This window comes from Cryobacterium sp. N21 (genome assembly GCF_002929575.1).
Classification (GTDB): domain Bacteria; phylum Actinomycetota; class Actinomycetes; order Actinomycetales; family Microbacteriaceae; genus Cryobacterium; species Cryobacterium flavum.
Window position 1 is genome coordinate 428,962 of record NZ_PJJQ01000035.1, and the last position, 25,091, is coordinate 454,052.

The 25,091-nt window shown below is 65.3% G+C and carries 22 protein-coding genes; 8 read left to right on the forward strand and 14 right to left on the reverse strand.

The genetic code is table 11. The features are described 5' to 3' along the window. Positions 1-12 precede the first annotated feature (12 nt). Positions 13-879, forward strand: a complete 867-nt coding sequence (locus CXY77_RS16450; RefSeq protein ID WP_092340398.1) for a DeoR/GlpR family DNA-binding transcription regulator — start codon at positions 13-15, stop codon at positions 877-879. Between the two features lie 158 nt (positions 880-1,037). Beyond that, positions 1,038-1,856 carry a shikimate 5-dehydrogenase gene (locus tag CXY77_RS16455; protein ID WP_104088974.1) on the forward strand — a complete coding sequence of 273 codons (819 nt, stop codon included), beginning with the start codon at positions 1,038-1,040 and terminating at the stop codon, positions 1,854-1,856. Between the two features lie 48 nt (positions 1,857-1,904). Here CXY77_RS16455 and CXY77_RS16460 read toward each other — a convergent pair whose 3' ends face one another. Continuing rightward, the gene (locus CXY77_RS16460) at positions 1,905-3,044 is read right to left on the reverse strand and encodes a cystathionine gamma-synthase (RefSeq protein ID WP_104088973.1); all 1,140 of its coding nucleotides are present in this window, start codon (positions 3,042-3,044) and stop codon (positions 1,905-1,907) included. Positions 3,045-3,064: 20 nt separating this feature from the next. Continuing rightward, a complete protein-coding gene (locus tag CXY77_RS16465) occupies positions 3,065-4,429 on the reverse strand; it encodes a cystathionine beta-synthase (protein WP_104088971.1) in 1,365 nt (454 codons plus the stop codon). Between the two features lie 270 nt (positions 4,430-4,699). Between CXY77_RS16465 and CXY77_RS16470 the strand changes: the two genes are divergently transcribed. Together CXY77_RS16470 and CXY77_RS16475 are read left to right on the forward strand one after the other, a co-directional pair. Then, positions 4,700-5,380 (forward strand): DUF3105 domain-containing protein, encoded by a 681-nt coding sequence (locus CXY77_RS16470; protein ID WP_092340402.1) that lies wholly within the window; start codon positions 4,700-4,702, stop codon positions 5,378-5,380. Positions 5,381-5,393: 13 nt separating this feature from the next. Beyond that, positions 5,394-6,098, forward strand: coding sequence for a DUF305 domain-containing protein (locus CXY77_RS16475; RefSeq protein WP_233197465.1), 705 nt, complete (start codon positions 5,394-5,396; stop codon positions 6,096-6,098). 94 nt (positions 6,099-6,192) lie between these two features. Here the strand turns inward: CXY77_RS16475 and CXY77_RS16480 are convergent, their stop codons facing one another. The 4 genes from CXY77_RS16480 to CXY77_RS16495 all read right to left on the reverse strand — a co-directional run bounded on the left by CXY77_RS16480 (position 6,193) and on the right by CXY77_RS16495 (position 11,767). Then, positions 6,193-8,100: an ABC transporter ATP-binding protein gene (locus CXY77_RS16480; protein ID WP_369827285.1), complete on the reverse strand. Its 1,908-nt coding sequence runs from the start codon at positions 8,098-8,100 to the stop codon at positions 6,193-6,195. 91 nt (positions 8,101-8,191) lie between these two features. After that, on the reverse strand, positions 8,192-9,166 hold the full coding sequence (locus CXY77_RS16485; protein ID WP_092340405.1) for a carbohydrate ABC transporter permease: 975 nt from the start codon (positions 9,164-9,166) through the stop codon (positions 8,192-8,194). Continuing rightward, complete coding sequence (locus tag CXY77_RS16490) at positions 9,163-10,296, reverse strand: carbohydrate ABC transporter permease (protein ID WP_104088966.1); 1,134 nt, start codon at positions 10,294-10,296, stop codon at positions 9,163-9,165. The genes CXY77_RS16485 and CXY77_RS16490 overlap by 4 nt, the downstream gene beginning before the upstream one ends. Positions 10,297-10,447: 151 nt before the next feature. Continuing rightward, positions 10,448-11,767, reverse strand: coding sequence for an ABC transporter substrate-binding protein (locus CXY77_RS16495; RefSeq protein WP_104130503.1), 1,320 nt, complete (start codon positions 11,765-11,767; stop codon positions 10,448-10,450). 309 nt (positions 11,768-12,076) lie between these two features. On the opposite strand from CXY77_RS16495, the gene CXY77_RS16500 reads away from it, so the two are divergent. Continuing rightward, entirely contained in the window at positions 12,077-13,159 is a 1,083-nt protein-coding gene (locus CXY77_RS16500; protein WP_092340407.1) for a LacI family DNA-binding transcriptional regulator, read from the forward strand. A 33-nt stretch (positions 13,160-13,192) separates the two neighbouring features. Here CXY77_RS16500 and CXY77_RS16505 read toward each other — a convergent pair whose 3' ends face one another. The 5 genes from CXY77_RS16505 to rplJ all read right to left on the reverse strand — a co-directional run bounded on the left by CXY77_RS16505 (position 13,193) and on the right by rplJ (position 18,009). Beyond that, complete coding sequence (locus CXY77_RS16505; RefSeq protein ID WP_276326798.1) at positions 13,193-14,053, reverse strand: carbohydrate ABC transporter permease; 861 nt, start codon at positions 14,051-14,053, stop codon at positions 13,193-13,195. A 17-nt stretch (positions 14,054-14,070) separates the two neighbouring features. Beyond that, positions 14,071-15,444 (reverse strand): ABC transporter permease subunit, encoded by a 1,374-nt coding sequence (locus tag CXY77_RS16510; protein WP_233197467.1) that lies wholly within the window; start codon positions 15,442-15,444, stop codon positions 14,071-14,073. 29 nt (positions 15,445-15,473) lie between these two features. Beyond that, entirely contained in the window at positions 15,474-16,781 is a 1,308-nt protein-coding gene (locus tag CXY77_RS16515; RefSeq protein ID WP_104130504.1) for an ABC transporter substrate-binding protein, read from the reverse strand. Positions 16,782-17,057: 276 nt separating this feature from the next. Next, positions 17,058-17,441 (reverse strand): 50S ribosomal protein L7/L12, encoded by a 384-nt coding sequence (gene rplL / locus CXY77_RS16520; protein WP_092340409.1) that lies wholly within the window; start codon positions 17,439-17,441, stop codon positions 17,058-17,060. 52 nt (positions 17,442-17,493) lie between these two features. Then, positions 17,494-18,009, reverse strand: a complete 516-nt coding sequence (gene rplJ, locus CXY77_RS16525; RefSeq protein ID WP_092340410.1) for a 50S ribosomal protein L10 — start codon at positions 18,007-18,009, stop codon at positions 17,494-17,496. A 330-nt stretch (positions 18,010-18,339) separates the two neighbouring features. On the opposite strand from rplJ, the gene CXY77_RS16530 reads away from it, so the two are divergent. Together CXY77_RS16530 and CXY77_RS16535 are read left to right on the forward strand one after the other, a co-directional pair. After that, a complete protein-coding gene (locus CXY77_RS16530; protein ID WP_233197468.1) occupies positions 18,340-20,076 on the forward strand; it encodes an MDR family MFS transporter in 1,737 nt (578 codons plus the stop codon). Further along, complete coding sequence (locus tag CXY77_RS16535; protein WP_104088964.1) at positions 20,069-20,530, forward strand: MarR family winged helix-turn-helix transcriptional regulator; 462 nt, start codon at positions 20,069-20,071, stop codon at positions 20,528-20,530. Before CXY77_RS16530 ends, CXY77_RS16535 begins: the two co-directional genes overlap by 8 nt. A gap of 181 nt (positions 20,531-20,711) precedes the next feature. Here the strand turns inward: CXY77_RS16535 and CXY77_RS16540 are convergent, their stop codons facing one another. The 3 genes from CXY77_RS16540 to CXY77_RS16550 form a co-directional block, all read right to left on the reverse strand. After that, positions 20,712-22,244 carry a HAMP domain-containing sensor histidine kinase gene (locus CXY77_RS16540; RefSeq protein ID WP_233197469.1) on the reverse strand — a complete coding sequence of 511 codons (1,533 nt, stop codon included), beginning with the start codon at positions 22,242-22,244 and terminating at the stop codon, positions 20,712-20,714. Then, positions 22,244-22,990, reverse strand: coding sequence for a response regulator transcription factor (locus CXY77_RS16545; RefSeq protein ID WP_092340412.1), 747 nt, complete (start codon positions 22,988-22,990; stop codon positions 22,244-22,246). Before CXY77_RS16545 ends, CXY77_RS16540 begins: the two co-directional genes overlap by 1 nt. A 68-nt stretch (positions 22,991-23,058) precedes the next feature. Beyond that, positions 23,059-24,171, reverse strand: coding sequence for a hypothetical protein (locus CXY77_RS16550; protein ID WP_104130505.1), 1,113 nt, complete (start codon positions 24,169-24,171; stop codon positions 23,059-23,061). A 178-nt stretch (positions 24,172-24,349) separates the two neighbouring features. Between CXY77_RS16550 and CXY77_RS16555 the strand changes: the two genes are divergently transcribed. Next, positions 24,350-25,006 carry a YqaJ viral recombinase family protein gene (locus tag CXY77_RS16555; protein WP_369831310.1) on the forward strand — a complete coding sequence of 219 codons (657 nt, stop codon included), beginning with the start codon at positions 24,350-24,352 and terminating at the stop codon, positions 25,004-25,006. The last annotated feature ends 85 nt before the right edge of the window (positions 25,007-25,091 follow it).

Consider the following 25,091-nt stretch of genomic DNA (forward strand, 5'->3'; position numbering starts at 1 on the left):
AAAGATGGAGGCATGGCTTCCCTCGACCCCTTGCAGAGCCCGACGACCGCACCGTCGACGTCACCCGACCGCGACGGGCTACCGGGGCCCGTCAGGCGCGAGCAGATCCACAGGCTCATCGACGAACGCGGTTTCGTGCAGGTTCGCGAATTGCGGGAGACCTTTGGCGTGTCCGGTGTCACGGCCAGAGCGGATCTCGATGCGCTCGAAACTGCAGGAGCGGTCCAACGCGTACACGGCGGGGCAGTGCTCGCCCGAGGCTCTTCCGGGCAGCCAATGATCGAGTCCTCCTTCGAACAGGCGCTCGCTTCGTCCGTCATACCCAAACAACAAATTGGCTCGCTCGCGGCCGGCCTCGTCTCAACCGGGCAGAGCGTCATCCTCGACGTTGGCTCGACCACCCTCGCGATCGCCCGTGCCCTCGTGGCCCGCCAAGAATTGACCGACGTAGTGATTATCACGAACGGGCTGAGCATCGCACTCGAGCTGGAGCCAGCCATCCCCCGCTTCACCGTGATCGTGACCGGCGGTTCCTTGCGCCCGCGTCAGCACTCGCTCGTGGAACCACTCGCCTCCTCCGTGCTCAGCCAGGTACACGCCGACCTAGCCTTCATCGGCTGCAACGGTGTAGATGCCGAGCACGGCGTCACGAACATCAACCTGCCCGAGGCGGGCACCAAGAAGCTCATGCTCGCGGCGACGACCCGCTCCATCATCGTGGCCGACGCCTCCAAGCTCGGCCAGGTACACCTCGGCCAGGTCGGGCCACTTCGTTCCTTTGACACCCTGATCACGGATACCGCGGCGGACAGCGCTGCGCTCGCGCCTTTTCGTGAGGCCGGCCTCGCCGTGTTGCAACCGCAACACACACTTTCCTGACGTGGTTGCGCCCAGCGGGGAGTTTTCTCACGGGGCCGGCTTCTGCTGACGCCCGCCCTTTAAGTAGCCCCTGAAGCCTGGCTGCCAGGCCGTTGGATTGTTGCGACCGGGCAAGGACACCGATCCGGCGCGGTCCGCAAACAGGTCACACTGGAGTCATGCCAATTCTGAACAAGGACACGACCCTGTGCATCTCGCTGTCGGCCCGGCCGAGCAACCTGGGCACCCGGTTTCACAACTACCTCTATGAGGAGCTGGGCCTGAACTTCATCTACAAGGCCTTCGCTCCAACCAACCTGGCCGATGCTATCGCTGGTGTGCGGGGGCTCGGCATTCGGGGCTGTGCGGTGTCGATGCCCTACAAGGAAGATGTCATCGCCCTCGTCGACGACATGGATGCCTCGGCGTCAGCCATCAACTCGGTCAACACCATCGTGAACGATGGCGGCCACCTGACCGCATACAACACCGACTATTCCGCCGTGCAGCGGCTGCTGGCCGAGCACGAGGTGCCGCGCGAATACTCCGTCATTCTGCGCGGAAGCGGCGGCATGGCGAAGGCCGTCGCAGCGGCATTGCACGATGCCGGCTTCGACCGGGGAACCATCGTGGCGCGCAACGAGGTCACCGGCCGCGCCCTAGCCGCGCTGTACAGCTATGAGTGGGCATCCGAGGTGGGCGCGCTCACCGCCGACCTGATCGTCAATGTGACGCCGGTCGGTATGGCCGGCGGCGCCGACGCCGACCACACGTCCTTCCCAGCCGCGGCGATCGACGCGGCGAGCGTGGTCTTCGACGTGGTGGCCTCCCCCGCTGAAACGCCACTCATCGTGGGGGCGCGAAAGCTCGGCAAACCGGTCATCACCGGCGCCGAGGTGGTGGCGTTGCAGGCCGAGGAGCAGTTTTACCTGTACACCGGCATCCGCCCCACCCCCGACCAGGTGCGTCGAGCCTCCGCCTTCTCCCGCCAACCCTGACCCCCGTTTTCGGGACGGGCCCGGGCCCCGTCCCAAGAGCAGGCGGGGTCAGGCGCGCGGCAGGGCGGCCTCGAGGTCGGCTATGAGGTCGGCGACGTCCTCGATGCCGACGGACAGGCGCACGATGTTGTCGGGCACCTCCAGCTCGGTGCCGCGCACCGAGGCGTGCGTCATTTCCGAGGGATAGTTCACGAGCGACTCGACGCCGCCGAGCGATTCGGCCAGCTGGAACAGGTGCATCGACTCGGCGAACAGGCGCGCGGCGGCCGCGCCACCGACGAACGCGACGGAGATCATACCGCCGAAGCCGGACATCTGCTTCTTGGCGAGGTCGTGGCCGGGGTGGCCGGGCAGTCCCGGGTAATAGACGGCAGCGATCGCGGGGTGGCCGTCGAGGTATTCGGCGATGGTCTGGGCGTTCTTGCAGTGCCGTTCCATGCGCACCGAGAGCGTCTTGATGCCGCGCACGGTGAGCCAGGAGTCGAGCGGTGCTGAGACGGGACCGGCCGCGAACTGCAGAAACTGGGCTTTCGCGTAGAGCTCGTCGTCGTTGATGATGAGGGCGCCGCCGAGCACGTCGGAGTGACCGCCGAGATATTTCGTGGTCGAGTGCACCACCACGTCAGCGCCGAATTCAAGCGGATGCTGCAGCGCCGGTGACGCAAAGGTGTTGTCGACGATCGCGACCACGCCGTGTCGGTGCGCGATCTCGGCGAGCGCCGCAATGTCGCTGATCTTCATGAGCGGGTTGCTCGGCGTCTCCACCCAGAGGATCTTTGTTTCGGGGCGGATGGCCGCCTCGACCGCCGCGAGGTCGCTCATCTCGACGGTGGTGTTGAGCACCCCCCAGGCACCGTGCACCTTGCTGATGAGGCGGTGGGTTCCGCCGTAGACATCATTGCCGAGCACGACGTGGTCGCCAGGTGCCAGGATGGCGCGCAGGATGGTGTCTTCGGCGGCGAGTCCGCTGGCAAAGGATAGTCCGTGCTTGCCGCCTTCCAGCGCTGCGAGGAGCGATTCGAGCACGGTGCGCGTGGGGTTGCCGCCGCGGCTGTACTCGTAGCCGCCGCGCAGGTTGCCGATGCCGTCCTGCACGTAGGTGGAGGTCTGGTAGATCGGCGGAATGACGGCGCCGGTGGTCGGGTCGAATTCCTGACCGGCGTGGATGGCGATCGTGTCGAAGTTCATGATTACTCCCTCTGTAGAAATTAGACGCTCAGGTAGCTGAGCAGGTCGTGCCGGGTGATGACGCCGAGCGGCTTGCCGCCGTCGGTGACGAGCAGCGCATCGTGCTCGGCGAAGGCGGCGCGCGCGGCGGCGACCGGCTCGTTGACGCCGATCAGCGGCAGCGCGTCGCCGACGATGGAGCCAACCCGATCGGTGAGTTTCGCGTCGCCGGAGAAGACCAGGCCCATCAGGGCGCGTTCGTCGACCGCTCCGAGTACCTCGCCCATCACGACGGGCGGCTTGGCGCTCAGCACGAGCAGCTGCGACACACCCTGACTGGTCATGGTTTCGATCGCGTCGTGCACGGTGTCGCTCGGGTGCACATAGACCAGGTCCGGCAGGCTCCCGGTCTTCGATTCGAGCAAATTGGCGACGGTGTGACCGGCGGGGGCGTTGCTGAAACCGTAGCTGCGCATCCACCCGTCGTTGAAGATTTTGCCGAGGTAGCCGCGACCGCCGTCGGGCAGCAGCACCACGATCGTGTCGCCTTGGCCGAGCTTCTCGGCGGCGCGTAGGGCGGCCACGACGGCCATGCCGCTTGAACCGCCGACGAGGATTCCCTCTTCGAGGGCGAGCCTGCGGGTCATGGCGAAGGAGTCGGCGTCGGAGACGGCGATCACCTCATGCACGACCGTGGGGTCGTAGGCGCCCGGCCAGAAGTCTTCACCGACACCCTCGACCAGGTAGGGGCGGCCGGTGCCGCCGGAGTAAACCGAGCCCTCAGGGTCGGCGCCGATGATGCGTACGGCGTCATTCGACACCTCGCGCAGGTAGCGACCGGTTCCGGTGATGGTGCCGCCGGTGCCGACGCCGGCAACGAAGTGGGTGACCGTGCCGTCGGTGTCACGCCAGATCTCAGGGCCGGTCGTCTCGTAGTGACTGAGCGGGCCGTTCGGGTTGAAGTACTGATTGGGCTTGAACGCGCCCGGAATATCCCGGGCCAGCCGGTCGGAGACGCTGTAGTACGACTCGGGGTCTTCGGGGGCAACGGATGTCGGCGTCACCACGATCTCGGCGCCGTACGCCGTGAGCACGTTGCGTTTGTCCTCGCCGACCTTGTCGGGCAGCACGAACACGCACTTGTAGCCGCGCTGCTGAGCCACCAGGGCCAGGCCCACTCCGGTGTTGCCCGACGTGGGTTCGACGATCGTGCCGCCGGGTTTCAGAAGGCCCTCGCGCTCGGCGGCGTCGATGATGCGCACGGCGATGCGGTCTTTGGCCGAGCCGCCCGGGTTCAGGTATTCGAGTTTCACGAGCACCGTCGCGGTCAGTCCGGCGGTGACCTTGTGGAGTTTAACCAACGGGGTGTCACCGATGAGGTCAAGGACGGTGTCTGCGATTTTCATGGGGAATTCCTTTGGTCAAGCAGCAGGGTCGAGCCGCGCGCGTTCAAACAGGCGCGGCCTCGGGGATGCACACCGAACGGCGGCCGAACGGGTTCGTGGAGGGTCGGCTAGCGACAGCAGCAACACGGCGAATGAACGGGCACCCTCCCAGTCTATCGGGCGCCGAGAGCCGCCGACCAGCCTGACAAAGAACTGTGAGAGCGGCATCGGGGGAAGCCACAGGGGCGACTGTTACGTTCGAATGGAAGTAGCTCCAACAGAGAGGCCCTCGTGACCCCCCAGCCCGGTTCCCCCGTAAACCAAGCGTCGCTCAAGCAGGAACGCGCCGCAAAGCGCACGAAAAAGCTGGAGGAGTATCACCGCCAGCAAAAGCGCGGCAAGCGTAACCGTCTGATTGGCATCGTCGGCGGCGCGGTGGCCGTGGTCGCGATCATCGCACTCATCGTCACGGCCTTCGTGCTCACCCCGAAAGCGGCCAACTATGCGGGCGGCGGCGCCGGCGATGCGTCGACGATCGAGGGCGTTGAAACCTTCACCAACACGGCCGGTCACGTGGAAACTGCCGTCACCTACGAGCAGACACCCCCCGCCGGCGGCGAGCACGCCTCGGCCTGGCTCAACTGCGGAGTCTACGATCAGGTCGTTCCCAACGAGAACGCCGTGCACTCGCTCGAGCACGGCGCCATTTGGGTCACCTACGACCCGTCGATCTCCGATGCCGAGCTCGCCACGCTGAAGGCCGAACTGCCCTCGACCTACGTCGTGCTCTCTCCCTTCGAAGGAATTCCGGCACCGATCGTGCTCAGCGGCTGGAACGCGCAGCTTCAGGTGGACAGCGCCGGCGATGCCCGTATTGCCGACTTCTTCAGCGAATTCTGGAAGAGCGTCAACGTGCCCGAAGACGGCGCTCCGTGCTCGGGCGCGATCGACGCCCCCGGCAAGGTCTCCTAGAACGCACGACCCCGTGACCGCTGACAATCCGCCGTCCGCCAGCGCAGCGGATGTTCATCCCTCACGCCGGCGTCGCACACTTTTCATGGTCGTCACGGTGGTCGTCACAGCGCTCGTCGTGGGCGCCGCAGCCTTCTCGGCGGGGCGGCTCAGCACAATCGCGGACGCCACGCCGGACACGACGAGCGCCGAGGCGGGCTTCGCCCGGGACATGCAGGTGCATCACGACCAGGGCGTCGAACTCGCCCTGATCATTCGCGATCGCACCGAGGATGCACCGGTGCGGCTGCTCGCCTACGACATCGCCACGACGCAGGCCAAGCAGAGCGGGCAGATGGCCGGGTGGCTCGCTGTCTGGGGCCTGCCGCAGTTCTCCCCCGAACCCTCGATGACCTGGATGACACGGCCGACCCTGGCTGGGGAGTCGCACGACGGATCCCATACTGCTGGATCCGACGCCGCGCACGTGGCGGGAGAACCGATGCCGGGGCTGGCGACGCCGGCGCAGATTGCGGCGCTCACCGCGGCATCCGGTGTGGAAGCGGAACGACAGTTTCTGGTCATCATGATCGCTCACCACCGTGGTGCCATCGAGATGGCCGACGCGGTGCTCGACCGAAGCACCAACGCGACCGTGCGGGCCTTCGCGACCGCCGTCGTGCTGAGCCAGAAGTCCGAGATCGACCTCATGACCAGCATGCTCGCCGCCCGCTCGTAGCCTGTCCGCTGGGCATTTTCGCGCCGGGCCCACCCTATGGCCACGGGCCCAGTTTATAAACTGGGCCCGCGGACGGGGCCTGGGCCCCGTCCGGTTAGAGGACGGGGCTCGACGTGATTTGGCGGGCGTAGAGGGAGGCGTAGACCGCGCCTTGGGCGAGGAGTTCGGCGTGGGTGCCGCGCTCCACGATTCGGCCGGCATCGACGACGAAGATCACGTCGGCATCGACGATGGTCGACAGGCGGTGGGCGATCGCGATGGTCGTGCGGCCGTGGCTGGCCGTGTCGAGGGCGGCCTGCACCACGCTCTCGGAGATGGAGTCGAGCGCGCTCGTGGCCTCGTCGAGGATGAGCACGGGCGGGTCCTTCAGCAGCACCCGGGCAATAGCGATGCGCTGTTTCTCACCGCCGGAGAGTCGGTAGCCGCGCTCCCCCACCATGGTGTCGTACTTCTCGGGGAACGAGTCGATCGTGTCGTGGATGTTCGCGGCGCGCGCGGCCGCGACCAGCTCGGCATCCGTCGCCTCCGGCTTGGCGTAGCGCAGGTTCTCGGCGATCGTCGCGTGGAACAGGTAGGTCTCCTGGCTCACGATGCCAATGTGCGAGACGAGCGATTGCTGCTGCAGGTCACGCACGTCGAGGCCGGAGAACAGCACTCGGCCGGCCGACACCTCATAGAAGCGCGGAATTAGGTAGGACACCGTGGTCTTGCCGGCGCCGGACGGTCCGACGAAGGCGGCGAACTGCCCCGGCTCGATCGTGAGGGACACGTCGTCGAGGGTCGGGCGGGCGTCACGACCGGCATCCGGATAGTTGAAGCGCACCCGGTCGAACTCGACCCGCCCGCGCTCAGAACCGACAGACGGCACCAGTGCTGCATCCGGCTTGTCGCTGATCGCCGGCTTCAGGTCGAGGTATTCAAAGATGCGCGCGAACAGCGCCGACGAGGTCTGCAGGTCGAGCGCAACGCGCATCAGGCCGAGTAGCGGAAAAATGAGCCGAGCCTGCACGGTGGTGAACGCCACGATCGTGCCCGGCGTGACGTCCGTGGTGCCGTTGAACATGAGGGCACCGGCCACAAGGTACACGATCGCCGGAATAGCCGACAGGAACACGCTCACCGTGGCGAAGAACCACTGGCCGCTCATCTGCTGGCTCACCTGCAGCCGCACCTGGTTGCGGTTCTCTACGGCATACCGATCGATCTCGTTCTGCTGCCGGGTGAAACTTTTCGACAGCAAAATGCCCGACACGCTCAGGGTCTCCTGCGTGATGGCGGTCATGTCCGACAGCGATTCCTGCGTCTTGCCGGCGATGCGCGCGCGCACCTGGCCGACGCGGCGCTGGGCGAATACCAGAATCGGCATGAGCACGACGGCCACGATGGTCAGCTGCCAGTTGAGCAGCAGCATCGCCACGAAGGCCGCGATAACCGTGACTGTGTTACCCAGGATGCTGGAAATTGTGTTGGTCAGTACCGTCGCGACACCGCCGACATCGTTCTGCAGCCGAGACTGAATCACGCCGGTCTTGGTCTTCGTGAAGAAGCTCAGCTCCATCGCCTGCAGGTGCGTGAACAGCCGCACGCGCAGGGCGCCCATGACCTTGTTGCCGACGCTCGCGGTGAGCCAGGTCTGCCAGACGCCAAGCAGCGCATTGACCAGAAAAACACCGAGCATGAGGGCCACGAGAACCCCGAGCACCGATAGGTTGGGGGGGCCGGCGGGCGGAAACAGCCCGTCGTCGAAGGCGCGCTGCGTGAGCAGCGGCGGCACGACCGACAGCGCGGCACTGACCAGAACCAGCACGACGGTGACGATGAGCGTGCTGCGGTGCGGGGCGAACAGTGCGCCGATTCGAGCGAGCAGGTGCGGGATGCGCGGGGCGAGCGCGTTCTCTGCGCGCTGCGCCGCAGCATCCGCTCCGCTGACCCGTTTGCGCGGGCGTTCGACGCCCGCCTGCTGCCGCGGGCCGTGGCCAGGGGCGCCGTGCATTCCACTCATGCATTCACTCTAAACGTCGCCGCTGACCCGGCAGAACGGATGCCCGTGGTCGGGCCGGCCACGAGCATCCGTTCTCTCGAAAATCCGCCTGCTAACCCTTGGTAGAACCGGCAAGCAGGCCGCGCACGAAGAAGCGTTGCAGCGAGAAGAACACGATCAGCGGCACCAGAATCGAGAGGAACGCGCCGGCCGTGAGCAGATGCCAGTCCTGCCCGCGGGCACCGGAGAGTTCGGCGAGCAGCTTGGTCATGGGAGCGACCGCGCCGTCGGCGAAGATCAGCGCCACCAGGAGGTCGTTCCAGACCCAGAGAAACTGGAAGATGGCGATCGACGCGATGGCGGGCATGGTCAGCGGCAACACGATGCGAAAGAAGATCTGCCCGTGGCCGGCGCCGTCAACCCTGGCCGCTTCAATGACCTCGCTCGGTATCTCCGAGACGAAGTTGTGCAGCAGGTAGATGGCCAGGGGAAGAGCGAACATGGTGTGCGCGATCCATACCTGCGAATAGCCGCTGCCGGGGTTGAGTGCCGCGACGACCGGGAAGCCAAAAACAGTGCCGCCGGAGAAGAATTGCAGCAGCGGCACGAGGGCCATCTGAATCGGCACGATCTGCAACGCAAAAACACCAATGAACATGGCATTCTTGCCCCGAAAGTCAATCCAGGCGAAGGCGTAGGCGGCGAGGCTGGCAATCATCAACGGGATGAGCGTGGCCGGCAGGGTGATCGCGATCGAGTTAATGAATGCCCCGGCCAGGTTCAGCTGGCTGTTGCCCGCGGCCAGAGCCGTCGTGTAGTTGTCGAAGGTGACCCCGGTGTTGGTGAAAATGGTCCACCAACCGGTGGTGCGCACCTGCTGCGCCGGCCGGAAGGACGACACCAGCAGGCCCAGGGTGGGGATCGACCACAGCACCGCGATGATGAGCGCCCCAATGGTCGCTCCGCGGCTGGTCAGCCGTTTCTTGGTGTTGCGGGCGATGGGCGACTCCATCCGGCGAACGCCGCGTCGGAGTCGCCGTGTGGTCTGGGCGTCTACGGGAAGTCTTACGGGCATGACGGAGCTCATCGGATTTCCCTCTGCTTCTTGATCTGGCGGGCGTTGTAGACGACGATCGGCAGTACCAGCAGGAACAGCACCAGGGCGAAGGCGGCTGAGCGGCCCTGCTCGAAATTCTTGAACTGGGTGTACATTTCGTTGGCGACGACGCTGGTCTCGTTGGACCCGGCGGTGGTGGTGCGCACAATGTCGAAGACCTTGAGCGACACGATGGAGATAGTCGTCAGAACGACCACGAGGGCGCTGCGGATGCCGGGGACGGTCACGTTCACGAACTGCTCCCAGGCGTTGGTGCCGTCGAGTTCGGCCGCCTCCATCTGCTCGGTCGGCACGCCTTTGATGGCGGCAGACAGCACCACCATGGCGAACCCGGTCTGCACCCAGATCAGAATCACGATGAGAAACAGGGTATTGAACGGGGATACCGAGAGAAAGTCGACCGGCTGCCCGCCGAACATGACCACGAGCTGGTTCAGCAGGCCGATCTGCTCCTGGTCGGCCGGGCGGGCCGTGTAGACGAAACGCCAAATAATGGATGCTCCCACCAGGGAGATGGCCATCGGCATGAAGACCAGAATCTTGAAGTACTTCTCACCGCGGCTCTTGTCGATGAACACCGCGTACGCGAGGCCGGCGATGGTCGAGATGGTCGGAACGATCAACACCCAGACAATGGTGTTGAGCACGATGCGCACGTTCTCGGGCTGGGTGAAGATCCAGGCGAAGTTGTCGAGGCCAACAAACCGGTCACCGCGAGCGCTCATGAAGGCCTGCACCGTGGTCTGAATGGTCGGAATGACCAGGCCGATGCCGAGCAGGATAACGGCCGGGGCGAGAAAACCGACCAGCTGAAACAGGTAGCCAGCACCCTTGCGCGCGCGGTAGTCGATGTAGAAGAAGCCGAGGCCGAGCACACCGGCGCCGATGATCGCCCAGGTATACGAGTTGGCAATGAGCAGGATCAGCAATGGTGCGAGCACGCAGACGGCGAGGCGGATGATCGTGTACAGGCGGCCGGAGCGTGGGGCAATCTCGACGAAGAAGAGGATGGCGCCGACCACGACGCCGAAAGCCAGGATGACGATGGGGACTTGCGCCAGTGCGGGTAACTGCGCCAGCCAGGAGAAGAAAGCGGACATCTGAAACCTTTCGAGTACGACAGTAAACCCTGGTATTCGCTGGCAACCGATGAAAACGTATCGATAACGCACACCTGCCACGCACGATGTGCCGCCCGGTATTCGAAGCGGACGGCACACCGTTTTCATGCCTGAGTGATGGCTGCCTCAGTTATTTAGACGGCCAGCCCGCTTCGATGCTCGTGAGCACCTCGTCGGTCGGTGTGCCGTTGATCCAACTGACTATGCCCTTCCAGAAGGTTCCCGATCCCACAGCGCCCGGCATCAGGTCGGAACCGTCGAAGCGGAAGGTGGTTTTCGGGTCCTGCAGGATAGTGATGGCTTCTTGCAGAATGGGGCTCGTTGCCTTGGAAGCGTCGAGGCCCTTGTTCGCGCTGATCACGCCGCCGAGACCGACCCGGCTGTTAGCCCAGTCAGCGCTCGAGAGGTATTCCAGCACCTTCTGAGTGTCAGCGTCATCCGAGAAAGCGCCGACAATCTCGCCGCCACCGGTGACTGCCTGGCCACCGGCCTTGACCGAGGGAGTGATGAAGGCCCAGACGTCGGCGTCCGGTCCGACTGTTCCGCCGGCATCCTTGATGAATCCATCGAAGAAAGAGGCCTGGTGGGTCAGTGCACAGGTGCCGTTGGAGATGGGGGTGGCCACATCTCCGAACGGGGTGCTGTTGATCGACTTGACGTCGCCAAAGGCGGCGTTGACGTACTTGGGGTTGAGCAGAATTTCACCGACGGAGTCAAAGGCCTTTTTGATGGCCGGGTCGGTGAAGGGGATCTTGTTGGCGACCCATTTGTCGTAGGTCTCGGCGCCGGCCTGGCGCAGCACGAGGTCTTCGACCCAGTCGGTGCCGGGCCAGCCGGTGGCGTCACCGGAGCCGAAGCCGGCGCACCAGGGAGTCGTACCGGTCTTTTCCTGGATGGTCTTGGTGAGAGCGAGCAGTTCGTCCCAGGTGGTGGGAACTTCAACGCCCCACTCCTTGAATTTCGCCGGTGAATACCAGATGAAGCCCTTGACGCTCGCCATGAGCGGAGCCCCATAGAGGGTGCCGTCCGACGTGCCGTAGGCCTTCCAGTCAGCGGACCAGTTCTTGTCAACGTTGGCCGCAACCGCGTCGGGTGCCGCCTTGAGGAATTTGCGCGAGGCGAGGTCCTTCATAAGCCCGGGCTGCGGGAAGATTGCGATGTCGGGAGCGTTACCACCCTGCGCGCGAATGGAGATCTGGGATTCAAATTCCTTCGACGATTCGTATTGAATGTCGATGTTATTGTCTTTCTCCCACCCGGCCCAGGACTTTTCCAGGAGCTGGGCTTCGGTGTCGGCGATCGTGCCGTAGACGGTGACGACGCCGTCGCCCTTGGCGCCCGAATCGGCGGTCGTGGTACCGGGACCGCCGGAACAACCGGCCAGGGCTATACCAGCAATCGCCGCTATGGCGATCGGTGCTGTAAATCGACGGTGCAGGGAAGGCCGCATCTTGTTTCTCCTCATTGAGTGGTGCCGGGTCGTGTGGTGCTAAACGGTGGTGAACTCGGTGGATCAGCTGCCCGTAACGTTCCCGTAGCCACAGATCGGGAACCGGTTCCAGACCATAAAGTACGTCACCCGTTTGGGGATAGCAAGCCCGCAAATGTAACGGAATGGCAAAGATATCGAAGCCTCCGTCACCGGGTACGAGATTCTAATGACGAATTGACCACAAAATCAAGAGGCTTCATGGAACCGGTTCCATGTTGCTCCAGAGCAGGCTAGTCTGAACGCATAGTCCCCAAGGATGGAGGCCCCATGAGTGCAATCGGCGATGTCGCGCGCCTCGCCGGCGTGGCCAAAGCCACGGCCAGCCGAGCGCTCAGCGGCCGGGGTTACGTGTCGACCGAGACCCGCGCCAAGGTCGTTGCGGCCGCGCAGGAGATTGGTTACGTCGCTTCACCCAACGCGGCCAGCCTGGTAACCGGCCGCACTCAAAGCGTCGGCGTGATCATCCCCTTCATCAGCCGGTGGTTCTTCGGCGAGGTGCTCGAAAGCGTGGAGCAGGCTCTGCTCGACCAGGGCTACGACATGACGTTGTACAACCTGCCGCCCGAGTCCCTCGAGCGCGACCGAGTATTCGACTTCTTTCTGGCCCGCAAGCGCTTCGATGGCATCATCTCGGTCGGCGTCGCCCTCAGCGAGCGCGAGGTTGAGCACCTGCACCGGCTCGGCCGGCCGCTGGTCGGCATCGGCGGGCCGATCCGCGGCACCACCACGATCGAGATCGACGACGTTGCGGCTGCCCGTCTGGCCACCGAACACCTGCTCAGCCTGGGCCACCGTGACATCGTGCACGTGGGCGGCAGCCAGGTCGATGAGATGGACTTTCACGTGCACAGCAATCGCCTGCGCGGATTCCAGGCGGCGATGATGGCCGCCGGGCTATCGGTGAGCGGATGCTTCTACTCGGCCGAGTTCACCATGCCGGGCGGCTACGAGCGCGGCCTGGCCATTCTCGGCGATCCGCGCCGTCGCCCCACCGCGATCTTCGCGGCGAGTGACGAGATTGCGTTCGGGCTCATTCTGGCGGCGCGCGAGTTGGGCATCCGGGTGCCCACCGAGCTCAGCGTCATCGGGATCGACGGCCACCCGTATGCCGAGATGTTCCGCCTGACCACCCTCGCGCAGCATCCGCGCGCCCAGGGTGGACTCGCCGTGCGCACCCTCCTCGCCGAACTCGCCACCAAGGACGGCACGAAACTCCATACCCGCCGAGAGAGCACAGCCCCCGACCAGACTGACACCGACGGTACGAGCGACTCCATCGTTCTGGCGACCAACCTGGTGATTCGATCCAGCACGAGCGCGCCGCGGGCCAGGGTGACGCACGGGTCCTAGGCCGGGCGGCGGCATCCACCCGGCGGTGGAGTATTACTTTTGCGAGCCGGCCAGAAGGGCCTGCACGAAGAAGCGCTGGAACGCGAAGAACACAATGAGCGGCACGATCATCGATAGAAAGGCTCCGGCCGACAGCACGTCGATGTTCGATCCGAACTGGCGCAATTGACTCTGAATCGCCACGGTCAGAGGTTGCGATCCGGAGTCAGTGAAAATGAGGGCTACGAGCATGTCGTTCCAGGTCCACAGAAACTGGAAGATGGCCAGCGAGGCGATAGCCGGGCCGCCGAGCGGCAGAATGACCTGCACGAAGATTCGCCAGTCACTCGCACCGTCGATGCGAGCGGCTTCGAGCAGTTCGGCCGGAATCTGGGTGAAGAAGTTGCGCAACAGAAAAATGGCGAACGGCAGCCCGAAGGCCACGTGGAACAGGATCACGCCAAAGATAGAACCGAAAATTCCCAGGGTTCCGAACATGCGGGCCAACGGAATCAGCGCGACCTGCAGGGGCACGGCGAGCAGCACGATCACCACGATGAGCAGCCAGTCCCGGCCCGGAAACGTGAGCCAGGCGAAAGCGTAGCCGGCCAGGGCACCGAAGATGACCACGAAGATCGTCGTGGGAACGGCGATCAAAATGGTGTTCCAGAACGACCCGGTGATGGTCGGGTTGGCGAGCAGGTTCGCGTAGTTCTCAATGGTCAGCTGCGCCGGGGTGGTGAATATTGTCCACCAGCCGCTCGACGCGCTGTCGCCGACCGTGCGCAGGCTCGACAGGAACAGGCCGAGGGTCGGCACCAGCCAGAAAATCGCGACGATCACGAGAACAGCGTTGACCACGCCCTTGTCGACAAAGCCGAGGATGGTGCGGGCGAGGGTTTTCTTGCCGCGCACGTGCGTTGCGGCGCCGCTCACGATTTTCTCTCCTGACGGAACTTGCGCACGTTGATGATCATCGAGGGCAGCACGAGGATCAGCAGCAGAATGGCCAGAGCGCTGCCGAGGCCCTGATTGCTGCCGCCGCCAAACGACACGGTCCACATCTCCACCGCGATCACGTTCGCCGCGGGCTTCGAGGCGCCGGGCGGAATCACGTAGACCAGGTCGAAGATCTTCAGCACGTTGATGATGAGGGTGACGAACACGACGATCAGCACCGGAGACAACAGGGGCGCCGTGATGCGGGAGAACACCTTCCACTCGTTGGCGCCGTCCATCCGGGCGGCTTCCTGCAGGGAGCGGTCGATCGCGCTCAGACCGGAGGCGATCATGACCATGGCGAAGCCGGCCCAGATCCAGATATAGGAGAGGATGATCACGGCGGTGATCAGGCCCGAGCTCAGCCACGACACCCCCTGGTAGCCCTCGTCGAAGTTCGACGCCGGCAGGGCTATGCGGTAGGTCTCGGTGCCGAGGCCGGCGAGAACGTAGCGGCCGGCGGCATCCGTTTCGGTCGTGGCGGCGATCGTGCCGGAGGCGTCGACCGCGTCGACACGGATGCCGGGGAGCCCCGTTTTGCCGTCGTCTATCTGCCCGTTCGTACCACCGCCGCCGATGACCACGTCGAGCCAGACCGTGCCGGTGATCTGGTCGGCAGACGCGGTGTCGGCGCTCTCGGCCTGCGCGGCACTGGCCGGAACGTTGTCGGCGCGCACGCCGACGAGGGGCAAGTTCACCTCGGTGCCGGCCCCAACGGCGGCTTCGCTCGCGATGACACCGCCGTCGTTGATCAGCCCGACGTCGGTGCGCGGATTCGCTCCCGGATAGGCCGCGTCACCGCCGCCGAACGCGCTGTTCACAGCCACAACGGCCGCGTTCACAACCCCGAGGTTCGGGCTCTCCTGGAACATGCCGCGAAAGATGACGCCCGCGGCGAGCATCGAGATGGCCATGGGCATGAAGATGATGAGCTTGAACGCCGTTGACCACTTGATTTTTTCGAGCAGTACCGCGAACAACAGGCCGAGCACGGTGCAGGCGACCGGGGCCACGAGTACCCAGATGACGTTGTTGCGAATCGCCGTGAAGGTTGAGTCGTTCGTGAACATGGTGACGTAGTTGTCCCAGCCCACGAACGCCCCGCCGTCGGCGCTGAAGAACGAGCGCACCACCGTGTACAGAATGGGGTAGAGCACCAGCCCGGCCAGCAGCACGAGCGCCGGCGCGAGAAAACCGAGGGCGATCAGGAACATGCGTCGGCGGCTCGCACCCATCCGGGGACGGCGACTCCCGGATGGTGCGTTACGGCGTGCGGGTACGGCCTTGGAACTCATGGTGCTGGTCACGGTGACGGTGGTGATTCGACTTATTGGGGTTAGTCGACGTAGGCCGCGGCGGCGGCGTCCTCGAGGGCCTGCTGGGTACCGGCGACGTCGCTCGGGTCCTGCAGGAATTGGATCATGATCTGCCAGAAGCCCTGGCCGGGAGTGCCGCCGAATGCACTCGGGGTGAGGTCGGACATGTCGAAGCGGAACGTTTCAGCACCGGTGAGGGCTTCGGCGATCTGACGGCTGGTCTCGTCGGGATAGAGCGCGGTGTCGACGTTGTTGTTCGGCGATGTGAGGCCGCCCTCTGGCACCCAAACCTCGGCCGCTTCGGGCGAGGCGAGGAACTGCATGAGAGCGTCGGTGGCGGCGTCATCGGTGAAGGAGACGGCCACGTCGCCGCCGCCGACGACGGCGGGTGCCGAGCCGTTCACGGAGGGGAAGTCGAAGAACAGGGCGTTCTCGCCGACGACCGAGTTGCCGTCATCGGTGATGTTGCCGGCCACGAAGTCACCCTCGTAGATGGTGGCGGCCTGCGGGGCGGCACCGAAGACCTCGGTGACCGACTCCGGGAAGGTGCGCTGCGCGGCTCCGGACTGCACGAGTGCGTCGTTGCCCCACAGGGTCGCGAGGGCGTCCAGCGCCACTGTGACGGAGGGGTCGGTCCAGGGAATTTCGTGGTAGGTGAGCTGGTCGTACATCTCGCCGCCGGCGGTCTGCAGGTAGACGTTCTCGAACCAGTCGGTCAACGGCCAGCCGACATCCGCTCCGATGGAGATTCCGGCATAGCCGGAGTCGGCCACGAGCTGCAGTTGCACCAGAAAGTCGTCCCAGTCTGCGGGAGCGGCCGCTCCGGCGGAGTCATAGAGATCGGCGTTGTACCACATGGTCGATTTGTTCGAGGCCTTGAACCAGACGCCGTACTGGGTGCCGTCGCTCGTGCCGAGGTCGACCCAGCTCTGGGAGTAGTTCTCGGCGACGGCGGCACTGGCCGCCTCGGACAGCGGCTGCAGGTTGCCATCGGCGGCGAGCTGGTCCATCAGGGCGGGCTGCGCGAGCATCGCGACGTTGGGCGGGCTGCCACCCTCGATCTGGGTGCCGAGCGTGGTCGCGGCATTGTCGCCGAAGCTGGTGTAGTTCACCGTGGCACCGGACTGCTCCTCGAAGGCGGCCAGGACGGCCTCGAAGTTGGCCTGCTCGGCGCCGGACCAGGCAGCGGAGACCTCAAGGGTGTCGCCGGTGAATTCGCCGGAACCGGCGGCATCCGTTGTGCCTGACGAGCACCCGGCGAGGGTCAGAGCCAGGATTCCGGCGCCGGCCAGCGGCGTGAACAGTCTGTGGTGTGTGGTGGAGCGCAAGAGAGCCTCTTCGTCGAGTCAGGGGTCGCGCTCCCGAAAAATCGGCCGGTTAAGTGGTCTGGGTCAGCACTTCCTCTTTCAAACCTAGAGTCGCTCTTCGTTCACACCAAATTCACGACAAAGCTTCAGCTTTGCGAAGGCCCCAGTACTGGGGTTGTACACGTGCGGGCACGACAATAGGGGCGCCGTCTCCTTACGGAAACGACGCCCCTTGCGCAGGATGAGTTTGAAAACCGCATCGGCTACGCCTCAATCAGATCCCCTTGCGGGGAGAGACTACTTGAGGGTAACGGTTGCGCCGGCCTCTTCGAGGGAAGCCTTGGCCTTCTCGGCAGCGTCCTTGGCAACGCCCTCGAGGACGGCCTTCGGCGCGCCATCGACAACGGCCTTGGCCTCGCCGAGGCCCAGGCTGGTGAGCTCGCGCACGACCTTGATGACCTGGATCTTCTTGTCGCCAACGGCGTCAAGGATGACGTCGAACGCGGTCTGCTCTTCGACCTCTTCAGCAGCAGCGGCGGGGCCAGCGGCTCCGGCAGCGGCGACGGGAGCGGCTGCGGTGACCTCGAAGGTCTCCTCGAACGCCTTGACGAACTCGGAGAGCTCGATGAGGGTCAGGCCCTTGAACTGCTCAAGCAGGTCTTCAGTGGAAAGCTTTGCCATGATGTACTCCTATAGTTTCTAAAAAATCGTGAACCGTGAATCAGGCAGGTGCCTAGTTCGCGGACTCCTGCTTCTCACGCAGCGCGTCGATGGTGCGAACAGCCTTCGACAGCGGTGCCTGGAAGAGATAAGCGGCTCCGAACAGCGATGCCTTGAAGGCGCCGGCCAGCTTGGCCAGCAGCACCTCGCGGGACTCGAGGTCGGCAAGCTTGCCAACCTCCGCTGCGGTGAGCGGGTTACCGTCAAAGTAACCGCCCTTTACCACCAGGAGAGGGTTTGCCTTGGTAAAGGCACGCAGGGTCTTCGCGACGGCGACGGGGTCTCCGTGCACGAAGGCGATAGCGGACGGACCGACAAGTTCCTCGTCGAACGAGGTGATGCCGGCCTTGTTGGCCGCAATCTTGGTGAGCGTGTTCTTTACCACGGCGTACGTGGCGTCCTCACTGATGGACTTACGCAGGCTCTTGAGCTGCGCAACAGTGAGACCGCGGTACTCGGTGAGCAGAACGGCGGTCGAGCTTTCGAATTTCTCCGTAAGCTCGGCGACCGTTGCTTCCTTGTTCGCCATGGTGCTCCTCATTAATAATCATGTGCCGGGTAGCCCGGGGCGCAGACATGAAAAAAGCTCCAGCGCAGGGCGCCGGAGCTTGGGGAACAATCCAAAAGACTGTAACAAAACTTCGAACACCTGCGCGGGCCGTTCACGTGAATGAACCTTCGTCTGCACTTCTGTCTTTCGACATAGCGCAGCAACCGGCGGTCTGTGGCTGAGATTTACTGTACGGCACGATTCGGGCGCGTGCAAATCGACGGCGGAGCGACATCCGCTGATCGAGATGGTTGACATCCGTCAACTACCCACCTATCGTTGATAGCTGTCAATCACTTAGGGAGTCGCATGGGCCGCGCCAGCCGCACCGTTTCCGAACCGGTCACCGAGGGTTCAATGAGCCACCGCCAGGTACTCGAAGCGCTGTCGGGACTACTGCTGGGCATGTTCGTGTCGATCCTGGCCAACACCGTGGTGAGCACGTCGCTGCCACTCATTCTCAGCGACCTCAAGGGCTCGCAATCGGCCTACACCTGGGTGGTCACGGCCACACTGCTGGCGACCACGGTGAGTACGCCGATCTGGGGCAAATTCGCCGACCTGTTCAATCGCAAACTGCTCATTCAGCTCGCCCTGGCCGTGTTCGTGATCGGCAGCGCGCTCGCCGGGTTCTCGCAGGACGCGGGAACGCTCATCGCCTTCCGGGTGCTGCAGGGCCTCGGCGCCGGCGGCCTGGTCGCCCTCAGCCAGATCATCATGGCCGACATCATCAGCCCGCGTGAGCGCGGCCGCTACGCCGGCCTGTTCGGCGCGGTCATGGCCCTCGGCACGATCGGCGGCCCGCTGCTCGGCGGTGTCGTGACGGATGCCTTCGGCTGGCGCTGGAATTTCTTCATCGCGCTTCCGGTGGCAATCGTGGCCATCGTGCTGCTGCAGCGCACCCTGCACCTGCCGGCACGGGTGAAGCGGGTCGTGCGCATCGACTACCTCGGGGCCGCGCTGATCACGTGCGGCGTCTCGCTGCTGCTGATCTGGGTAACCCTGGCTGGCACCCAGTTCGAGTGGCTGTCACTGACCTCGTGGGCCATGGTGATAGGTGCCGTCGTTTTGCTGGCTCTGGCGATCATCGTGGAATTTCGCGCCGCCGAACCGATAATTCCGCTCAGCCTGTTTCGCAACCGCACCTTCGGCCTCGGGGCGATTGCGAGCCTCGCGGTGGGTGTCTCCCTGTTTGGCACCTCGGTCTTTCTCAGCCAGTACATGCAGCTCGCCCGCGGCGCCACGCCCACCCAGTCGGGCCTGCTGACCATCCCGATGATGGGCGGCCTGCTCATCTCGTCGACCCTGTTCGGAACAGTAATCAGCCGGCGCGGCACGTGGAAGTCCATCATGGTCTCCGGCTCCGTGCTCATGCTCGTCGGCACCACACTGCTCGGTACCCTCGATGTGCACACGAGCCTCGTCTTCGTCGGCGTCTACATGTTCATCCTCGGCGCCGGCGTGGGCATGGTCATGCAGAACCTCGTTCTGGTCGTGCAGAACACCGTTGAGGTGCGGCACCTCGGCGTCGCCACGAGCTCGGTGACCTTCTTCCGCAGCCTCGGCGGCGCGGTCGGGGTCTCGGTGATGGGGTCCATCCTGGGCAGTGTTGTCGCGGCCCAAATCACCACCGGCGTGGGCGGGCTCAGCCCGACCAATCAAGCGGATGCCGGCCGCCTGCTCGGTGACGGCGTCATTCCGCAGGTCAACCAACTGCCCGACGTGCTGCGCATCATCGTCGAAGCCGCCTACGGTTCCGGTGTCGGCACGATCTTTCTGATCAGCGCGCCGCTGGCCCTTGTGACCCTGCTCACGGTGTCGCTGCTGCCGAATCATCCGCTCGGCACGGAGACCGGAATCGACCGGGCCCGCGATACGGCCCTGGTGCCGGCAGCTGTGCCGGCTATCGTTGCGGCAGACTTGGCCTTTCACCGGGAGGGGGACGACGTGCAGGAGATTCTCGTGGAGGTGAGTGCGGCATCCGCTGGCCTGCCGCCGGCCGGGCTGGCCCAAACACCCGCAACCCGCGGACCTCGTGATGAATGAGCTGGTCGAACGACCCAGCGTGGATGGCGACACCCTCGAGCTCGCCCGCGTCGAGGCGCAGATGGCCATGCTGGCCGCCAATATTCGAGCCAGCACACGGTCGACCGCGGCCGTGATCGATCCGACCCTCGAACCGTTCGGACTCGCGCTCTTGCGCGTACTCGCGCGGCGGGGCGAATCCCATGCCAGCGTTGTCGCGGATGTGCTCGCGGTGGACCGCAGCATGATCAGCCGCCAGGCCAAGCTGCTCTGCTCGCTTGGGCTCGTGGAGACCCGGGTTGACCCGCTCGATGGGAGGGCACGATTTCTGGCCCTGACGCCTCTCGCCACGGAGAAACTGGCCGAGGTGCGCCGCAACCGCACGGCCCTGGTGCATCGGCGACTCAGCCGGTGGACTCCCGCCGAACTCGACCAGTTCGCCACCCTGCTGGAACGGCTGAACGAGCCCGACTAGGTCTACCGCTTCTGACCCCGCGCCGAGCCGCGAGTTTCGTCCCCGGCTCATCGTCGTGCCGTGAGTTTCACCCCCATTTTCACCCTGGTACGAGTCGAGACTCACAGCTCGGCGAACAGAAATCACGGCTCGATGGATGAGGGGGCGCGAGGTCGATCCGGCGCCGCCCTGGCCGATACGTCTAGTCCGTGGCGAGGGGCAGTTCGACCCGAAACTGGGTGCGGCCGGGGACGCTCTCGACCGACACAGCGCCGTGGTGCGCGGCGACGACCGCGGCCACGATCGCCAGCCCCAGGCCGGTGCTGCCGGTTCCGCGAAAGCGTGAGCTGTCGCCGCGGGCGAACCGTTCGAACAGGGTGCTGGTGAGGTCTTCCGGGACGCCCGGACCGTTGTCGGTGACGGTGATGACGGCCCGGTCGCCGACGGCGGCGAGGGCGACGACCACCGTGGTGCCGGCATCCGTGTGCAGTCGCGCGTTGGCGAGCAGGTTGGTGATGACCTGGCGCAGACGCGGTTCGTCGCCGATCGCCTCGATCGGTTCCTCGGGCAGGTCGAGGTCCCAAATATGATCACGGCCAGCCGCGTGGGCGTCGCTCACGGCGTCGACGAGCAGCATGGTGAGGTCGACCGGTTCCATTTCGAGTTCGCGGCCCTCGTCGAGACGGGCGAGCAGCAGCAGGTCTTCCACCAGCCCGGTCATGCGCACGGACTCGCTTTCAATGCGGCCAAGCGCGTGGATGGCGTCGGGCGGCAGCTGCTGGCCGCTGCGCCGGGTGAGTTCGGAGTAGCCCCGGATGGACGCGAGCGGCGTGCGCAGTTCGTGGCTCGCGTCGGCGACGAACTGGCGCACCTTGCGTTCGCTTTGCTGTCGCGCTTCGAGGGCGAGGTCGACGTGGTCGAGCATGCGGTTAAGCGCCGCACCGACCCGGCCTACCTCGGTGCGCGGGTCGGCATCCCCGGTCGGAACCCGATCGTCGAGGGAGACTTCGCCCTGGTCGAGGGGAAGTTGCGCAACCCGGGTGGCGGTCGCGGTCACGCGTTGCAGCGGGCGCAGGGCGAGGCGAACTACCCAGGCCGCGATAATGGCCACCACAATGAGCCCGGCGAGTGAGACGAACGTGATGATCAGGGCCAGCTGAGCCGCCGTGGCCTCGACGCTCGACAGCGGCAATCCGACCAGATACAGGGTGCCGCTGCCAGACGTTTCGGCTTGCACTCGGTATTCGCCGAGTTCGCCACCGAGGTTTACCGTGACGGCGGCCGACTGGTTGACGTGGTCGGCGAGCTGCTGCACCTGCTGCGCGGAGAGTTCTTCGATGGCGCCGCTCTGGTCGTCGGTGTAGCCGGTGGTGATGCTCGATCCGTCATAGACCAGGGCGAGCAGCCCGGGTGGTTGGGCAGGGCCGCTGAGAATGCTGTTGGCGGTGGGGGTGCCGAAATAGGTGCTGCCGGGGGTATCGCCGAGGCGGTCCCCGTCGTTGTCTCCGCCGCCGCCGAGCACGGCGCCGGAGCGGTCGGCGGCGGATGCGAGTTGCACGTCCAGGCGATCGAGCAGCGAGGCGCGTAGGATGACCACGCTCACCACGCCGATCGTGATGCTGACGAGGGCGAGAAGCCCGACCACGGTGAGCACGAGGCGCCGCTGCAGGGTCCAGGGCGAGCGGGGTCGGCCGCGGCGGCGCGGCATCCGTTCGCGCTTCTTGAGATGCGCCATCAGGCAGTTTTCAGCATGTAGCCGGCGCCGCGCACCGTGTGAATCATAGGCTCCCGGCCAGCGTCGATCTTCTTGCGCAGGTAGGAGATGTAGATCTCGACAACGCTCGACTTGCCGCCGAAGTCGTAGCTCCAGACCCGGTCGAGGATCTGCGCTTTGCTGAGCACGCGGCGCGGGTTGCGCATGAGAAAGCGCAGCAGCTCGAACTCGGTGGCGGTCAGTTCGATGGCCGTTCCGTCGCGGAAGACCTCGTAGCTGTCTTCGTCGAGGGTGAGGTCTCCCACTGTGATGCGCGGGTCGATCGAGTCGGCCACGGCGAGGGTGGAGCGGCGGATAAGGCCGCGGAGGCGCGCGACGACCTCCTCGAGGCTGAACGGCTTGGTGACGTAGTCGTCGCCGCCCGCGGTGAGCCCGGCGATGCGGTCGTCCAGCGAGTCCTTGGCGGTGAGAAAGAGCACGGGTGTCTCGTAGCCGTCGGCGCGCACCCGCTGCAACACCTGCAGGCCGTCGATGTCGGGCAGCATGATGTCGAGCACGATGGCGTCCGGCCGAAATTCGCGGGCGATGGTGAGCGCCTGGCGGCCTTCACCGGCGGTGCGCACCTCCCAGCCCTCGTAGCGCAGGGCCATGGAGAGCAGATCGGTGAGGGTGGGTTCGTCGTCGACGACCAGAACCCTAATGGCGCTGCCGTCGGCCTTGGTCAGGCGCGGGCCATGGCCGGTGCGGGTGCTCTCACGTGTGCTCATTCTGATGAGTATCCGGCAGTTGTCTATGAACGCCCTATGAGTGCGCCCTCGAATGCCTGTGGCCGGCCTTAGCCGATCAGGGCCGCCAGTAGGGCCGGCGCGGGCACGAGCGGGTTGCTGGCCGGAACGAAGAGTCGCTGGCAGCCGTTCAGTTCGACCTGGATCGGGGTGTCGAGCTCGGTGCCAGCCCGCTCGGGCCAGAGCACCGCGAACCGGGTGGGCTCAATCGCGCACGCGGGCGCTTGCAGAGCGGATGCTGCGGAGGGCAGCAGCGCTGCGGCATCCGCTTCAAGGGTGGTCGCGCTGGTGAAGGTGCCCGACCTGAGGGTCAGCATCGAGCCGAGCATGCCGTCGTCGAAACCCTCGATGGATTCGAGTTCGCTGAGGTCGGGTTCGGTAACCGGGTCAACCGTGTAGATACAGACGCTCGCGCCGTCGACGCCGGCGTAGGAGGGGATTTCGGCGGGCGGCACCGGAATCGGTTCAGGGTCCTGCCCGATCTGGGTGGTGTAGGTCTGCAGGCCGGTCGTGCCGAACAGCAGCGACTGTTCGGGGGTTCCGGTGCTCATGGCGCAGCCGGCGTCGAGAGCGGGTCGGGCGATCTGCAGCACGAGCGGCAGTTTCACCGTGTCGGTCAGCTCGAGTTTCTCGAGCGCTTTGCTCGTGGCCGGCTTGGTTTTGCCGCAGGAGGTGCGCGGCCAGGCTGCCCGCATGGCTTCGCCTGCGGCGTTTTCGAGCCAGAGTTCGGGCACGATCTCCATGTCGGCGGTGCAGGCCTGGTTGAGCCCGGGTTGGTCGTTGGGTTGGGCGAGCGCAGCGAGCAGGGCGCTGAAGTCGCCCTTGCGGGTCTCGATCGTCACGGCCGACCAGCGGCCCTCGTCGTCGTCGATGCTGCCGGAGAAGGTACAGAGGGAGGCGACGACGGGTTCGAAGCCGTCGGGGACCATGCCAGGCGCCGGGGCGTCCGGGTGGGTTGCAGTCAGATCCGTTTGGGCTGGGACGCCGTCCTGAACGGGGATCCAGTTGTTGAGGTTGGGCGCCTGGCAGTCGACACCGGCGACCAACTGTGCCATCGGCGTGTCGGTGGCGGCCGGGTAGCCGGGTAGGCCGGCGCATCCGCTGAGCAGCAGGGCCAGCGTGGCGGCCCCGGCGAGCGCGAATCGAGCTGGGTACTGCTTCATGCGTTCCCCCGATTGGTTGACGTTCCTTCAGGCTAGCGAAGCCAGGTCTCTTCGCGATAACGATTCTCACAGCGAGCGGATGCGCGACCTCGGCCCGGCAGGCGAGTGGCGGCCTCCAATCCCGCGGCTCCCCGTGGCGGTGGCGCGCCGACCGGGCGCGCGGGCACACAATAGAGGAGTGCCGAATTCCACGCTGTCCCTCTTCGATCTGGACCAGCCTTCGGCGCACCCCGCGGCATCCGCTCTGGTACCGCCGCCCGCACCGCACACGCTGCGCATCGTCGCCGACTCGAACGACCGCGTCGCGTGGCTGCGGGCCCGCAACCAGGGCATCACCGCAACGGATGTCGCCAAACTGTCGACCCCCAAGTCGATCCTGAACGCGGCGCACGACAAAATGCACGGCACGAGCTTCTCCGGCAACAGCTACACCGACCATGGACGGGCCCGGGAACCGGTCATTGCCGCGTGGGTGCTGGAGAACTACGGCATCGAACCGAGTACGAACCTGTTTCGGTCGCTCGGGCATCCGCGGCATCTGGCCACGCCTGACGGGGTCGGCGTGATCGGTGCAGATTTACACCTGGCCGAGATCAAGACCACGAGCAAGCCGTGGCGCAGCGTTCCGCGCAGCTATCTGCGGCAGGTGTGGTGGCAGCAGTACGTGCTCGGCGCGGATCGCACGCTGCTGGTCTGGGAAGAGCACCTCGATTTCGTGCCGGTCGCCGCAGTGCCCGAATGTCGCTGGATCGAACGTGACGAAGACCAGATCGCGATTCTGGTGGGCCTGGCCAATGCCCTGATCGACAATCTCGACCAGCAGGCCCGCCGCTAGCCTGCTCTCGCTTCGTGGACGGGGCCCAGGCCCCGTCCACGGGCCCAGTTTATAAACTGGGCCCACGGCTCGGGCCCGGGCCCCG